5 protein-coding genes are annotated in these 4549 nt (G+C 70.4%); 2 read left to right on the forward strand and 3 right to left on the reverse strand.

Going from position 1 to position 4549, the window contains the following annotated elements:
• Together ACXJKL_RS15205 and ACXJKL_RS15210 are read left to right on the forward strand one after the other, a co-directional pair.
• Window positions 1-927, forward strand: a 927-nt coding sequence (locus ACXJKL_RS15205) for a phospholipase D-like domain-containing protein (RefSeq protein WP_457207875.1), incomplete at its 5' end; no start/stop codon positions are given.
• Between the two features lie 3 nt (window positions 928-930).
• Window positions 931-2046, forward strand: coding sequence for a PPK2 family polyphosphate kinase (locus tag ACXJKL_RS15210; protein WP_457207876.1), 1116 nt, complete (start codon window positions 931-933; stop codon window positions 2044-2046).
• Between the two features lie 74 nt (window positions 2047-2120).
• Here ACXJKL_RS15210 and ACXJKL_RS15215 read toward each other — a convergent pair whose 3' ends face one another.
• The 3 genes from ACXJKL_RS15215 to ACXJKL_RS15225 form a co-directional block, all read right to left on the reverse strand.
• Window positions 2121-2837 (reverse strand): LamG domain-containing protein, encoded by a 717-nt coding sequence (locus tag ACXJKL_RS15215; protein ID WP_457207877.1) that lies wholly within the window; start codon window positions 2835-2837, stop codon window positions 2121-2123.
• 72 nt (window positions 2838-2909) lie between these two features.
• The gene (locus tag ACXJKL_RS15220; protein ID WP_457207878.1) at window positions 2910-3551 is read right to left on the reverse strand and encodes a cobalamin B12-binding domain-containing protein; all 642 of its coding nucleotides are present in this window, start codon (window positions 3549-3551) and stop codon (window positions 2910-2912) included.
• Window positions 3552-3651: 100 nt separating this feature from the next.
• A partial coding sequence (locus ACXJKL_RS15225) for a sulfate/molybdate ABC transporter ATP-binding protein (protein WP_457207879.1) occupies window positions 3652-4549 on the reverse strand: 898 nt, incomplete at its 5' end.

A 4549-nucleotide genomic window follows, 5' to 3' on the forward strand; every position in this document is an offset into this window, starting at 1 on the left:
GTCATCGCGCCCAAGGGCTTCGACTTCGCGCCCGCTGGGGAGCGCTCGGTGATGCTGGGCAACACCAAGGCGATCGCCCACGCCGACCGGCTGGTCTACGTCGAGGACCAGTACCTGTGGTCCGACGACGTCGGGGAGCACTTCGCCACGGCGCTGCGGCGCAACCCCGAGCTCCGCCTGGTGGTGGTGCTGCCGATGGTGCCCGACCGCGAAGGCGCGCTGGCCGAGCTGCCGCAGCTCTACGGGCGGTCCCGGGCGATGCGCACGATCATCGAGGCAGGCGGCGACCGGGTCGCGGTGTTCGGCCTGTGCAACGAGGCCGGCATACCTATCTACGTACACTCCAAGACCTGCGTCATCGACCACCGCTGGGCCAGCGTCGGATCCGACAACCTCAACCGACGCTCCTGGACCAGCGACAGTGAGATCGCCTGCACCGTGCTCGACGAGCGCGGGGAGATGGACTCGCCCGCGCCCGAGGACTCCTTCCCGCGAGTACTGCTGCGAACCCTGGTCGCCGAGCACCTGGGGTGCGACGCTGCCGACGTACCCGAGGACCCGCATGAGCTGTTCGACGCCATGGTCGCCTGCGCGAATGCCCTCGACGAGTGGTATGCCGGCGGCGCCCCCGACAAGAAGAGCGGTATCCGTGGGGTGCTCACCGGTCGGCTCCCGCACCGCATCGCCCCTGTCCCCCGATCGGTGGCCTCCCGCATCCCGGGTCACCGACGACGCCGCCAGCGAGTGGCAACCGTGGCAGAGGCGTTGACGAAGCGCGGATCGGTGCACGCCGCCCGCCCGCCCGGTCGACTGCGCCGGCTGGCTCCGCCGGAGCTGACCGACAAGCAGCTCCGGTGGGCGCCGCGGCTGTACGACCTGTTGTTCGACCCCGACGGCAGGCCTCAACCAGGAACAACCGGGAGCTGAACCATGGCCAAGAAACGTGACGTCGGCGCATGGCGCGAGGATCCACGCGATGCCCTCCGCTCCGGTCCCGACTTCGACCTGGACGCGATGGACCGGGGAGCGACTCCCGGTTGGACCGAGGACAAGAAGTCGGCCGAGTCCTTCTGCACGCAGCGCGGCAAGCTGCTGAGCGAGCTGCAGGAGCGCCTGTTCGCCGAGGGCTCGGCGGGGGCGGACCGATCGCTCCTGATCATCGTGCAGGGTCTCGACACCGCCGGGAAGGGAGGCGTCGCCCGGCACGTCATGAGCAAGGTCGACCCCCAGGGCGTTGCCCTGCGGTCGTTCGGGGCGCCGACCGAGGAGGAGCAGAAGCACCACTTCCTGTGGCGGATTCGCAAGAAGCTGCCCGGACCCGGTCTCATCGGGGTCTTCGACCGCTCGCACTACGAGGACGTGCTCGTCGCATCCGTCGACGCGCTGGTGCCGCGCGCGACCTGGGAGGCACGGTTCGACGAGATCAACCAGTTCGAGAGCGACCTCGTCGCGGCGGGCACGACCGTCTTGAAGTTCGGGTTGATGGTCAGCCACGACGAGCAGGGCGTTCGACTCATGAAGCGCCTGGACCGCCCCGACAAGCACTGGAAGTACAGCTCCAACGACCTGCCGACCCGGCGCCAGTGGGAGGACTACCAGAAGGCATACGCCGAGGTGTTCCGCCGCACCTCCACCGACGCCGCACCGTGGTACGTCGTCCCGGCAGACCACAAGTGGTACAGCCGTCTGGCCATCACCGAGATCCTGACCCAGACCCTGGTCGACATGGACCCCCAGTGGCCCTCGGTCCGTTGGGACCCGATGGTCCAGCGGCGTGAGCTCGCCCGCACCCTGAGCACCAAGGCCCTTGCCGTCTCCCTCGCCGAGACCGAGGAACAGGTCATGAAGGCCATCGAGGACGACCGCTTGGTCAACAAGAAGGCTGCCCGGGTCGCCACGGTGGGCGATGAGTCGGACCCGGTCGCCGACGCCGAGGCCAAGGCCAAGGCTGCCGAGGCTTCGGCAACCGTCGCCGCACGGTTGRTCGACCTCCAGCGCACTCGCCAGCAGAAGGTCGACCTGCTCGCAGAGCGTGACGACGGCTGAGCCTGCTGGGGTGCACCCACCAGGAGACGCTCTGGTCGTCACACTCAGCGGGGCCTTGCGAGTCCGCGCAGCGCTCAGCCGGAGCTCGCCACCTGCGCGTCGACGATCGCCCGGGCATCCGGGTCGATCACCCAGGTGACGAGGTCGACGCGCCCGAAGAGCTGGTCGGAGGCACCGGCGGTGGACTTCTTGTTCCCCACCGTCAGCTTCTTGGTGTTGGCGATCGACCCGGGGCTCCACGTCACCGACCGCTGGACCCCGTCGACGGTGACGCCCACGACGCTCCCGTCGCGCCAGCAGGTCGCGGTGTGCCATGCCCCGTCGTCGACGGTGACGCTCGAGACGAGCATCCTGGCACCCGACCTGCCCTTGATCCGACAGGCGACCGTCCCCCCGTGCGACGTGTCCAGCTGGACCTTGACCTGCCCGGCGTCTCCGAAGAGGCCCTTCTGCACGACGTTGCCGCTGTAGCTCCGGCTCGGGATGGGGCGGCTGGTGAAGACCACGCCCACCGCGAAGTTCTGCGTCCCGGGGTTGTCGTTCCGGCTGTGCGCCACGGTGCCGAACGACGGCGACGCCGTGAACTCCACCGCTCCACCGACCTTGCCGCTGGCCGCCAGGATGCCGGAGCCCGTGAAGGTCATCGGCTGGGTGCCTTGCGCGTCCGGCACCACGCCCCCGGCGAGGTCCATCCCCCACGAGTCCCCCGGAACGGCGGCGAACGCGGCCAGGGGTTGGAGGAGCAGGAGACCGGCGACGGTCCCAGCGGCGGTCCTGCGAAGGTCGGGCACGGTTCAGATGTACACCCGTCCACCGTGTCCGATCATCGTCCAGAGGCGGTATCCCCTCGCGCGGTCGCAGGCCTACGGCTGGGCAGCCGCCCGTGGACCGAGGTGGTCCAGGGCCGTCACCAGGTCGCTCGGCAGGAGCCGGGCACCCACCACCCGGGCGACCTCCTCGTCTGCCCCCCGGCCGGCGATGAAGACCGGGTGGTCGAGGGCGAGCTTGGCCACCGAGGTGCTGTGGGCGGTCAGCGCGGTCGGTCGGGTCGCCGCGATCACCACGGCGTCCGCGTCGACGGCACGAGCGGCGCCGACGATCGCCGTGACGGGGGTGTCGGCCCCGAGGAAGAGCGTGCGCCAGCCCGCCTCCCCGAGCAGGAGCGAGAAGCAGAGCAGCACCAGGTCGTGCCGCTCCCCCGGCGGGCAGGCCAGCAGCACCCGGGGATGCCGGAGGCCGTCCTGCGCGGGCAGCACCTCGTGCTGGTGGGCCAGCGCCGAGAGCCGACGGCGCAGCAGGTTGCTGGCGAAGTGCTCATGGGCCACCGAGAGGGAGCCGTCCTCCCATCGGGAGCCCAGCTCGGACAGGAACGGGATCACGACCCGGGTGAGCGCCTCGCCGAGCGGGACGTCCCACAGCAGACCCACCAGGGCACGGTCCGCGGCCTCCCCGTCGAAGGCCTCGATGCCGTCCCACAGGTCCTCGATCGGATTCGTTGCCTTCACGACCGCACGATATCCCCGCGTCCCCCGTGGTGGATCGGATCGATGCCCCCACCACGGGGGATCACCTATATGGGTGAGGCCGTCCTCGTCACGGCGGGCCTCAGCCGGCCAGCGACGGGCGCATGGAGGGTACGACGGTCGCGCCCGACGCCACGGTCAGCCACACCGTGCTGCCCTCCCGGATGCCCACCGACCGGGCGTGGGTGCGGGTCATCACGACCGACACGTCCTCGCCGTCCACCGTCAGCACGTGCAGCCGGACCTCGAAGCCGACCCGCAGCATCCGGGAGATGGTGCCCTCGACGGCCCCCGCGAGCTGGGGGGACGTCGACACGTCGATGTCGTGGGGTCGGATCACGGTGCCGGACAGGTGCGTCACCTCGCCGAGGAACGACATCACGAAGTCGTTGGCCGGGTCGTCGTACAGCTGGTCGGGGGTGCCGACCTGCTCGACGCGACCCTCGTTGATGACCACGATCTCGTCGGCGACCTCGAGGGCCTCCTCCTGGTCGTGGGTGACGAACACCGTGGTGACCGCGACCTCGTCGTGGAGCCGGCGCAGCCACTCGCGCAGCTCCTTGCGGACCTTCGCGTCCAGGGCGCCGAACGGCTCGTCGAGGAGCAGCACGCTCGGCTCGACCGCCAGGGCGCGGGCCAGGGCCATCCGCTGGCGCTGGCCGCCCGAGAGCTGGGAGGGCAGCCGGTGCGCGAACTGCGACAGGTGGACGAGCCTGAGCAGCTCGTCGACGCGCTCGGCGATCTCGGCCTTGGGGCGCTTGCGGATCTCGAGCCCGAAGGCGACGTTCTTGGCGACCGTCATGTGCTTGAAGACGGCGTAGTGCTGGAAGACGAAGCCGACGTTGCGCTTCTGCGGCGGCAGCCGGGTGGCGTCGGTGCCCTCGATGGACACGGTGCCGGTGTCGGCGGAGTCGAGGCCGGCGATGATGCGCAGCAGCGTGCTCTTGCCGCCGCCTGACGGACCGAGCAGGGCGGTGAGC

The sequence above is a fragment of the Nocardioides sp. P5_C9_2 genome, from assembly GCF_054049555.1.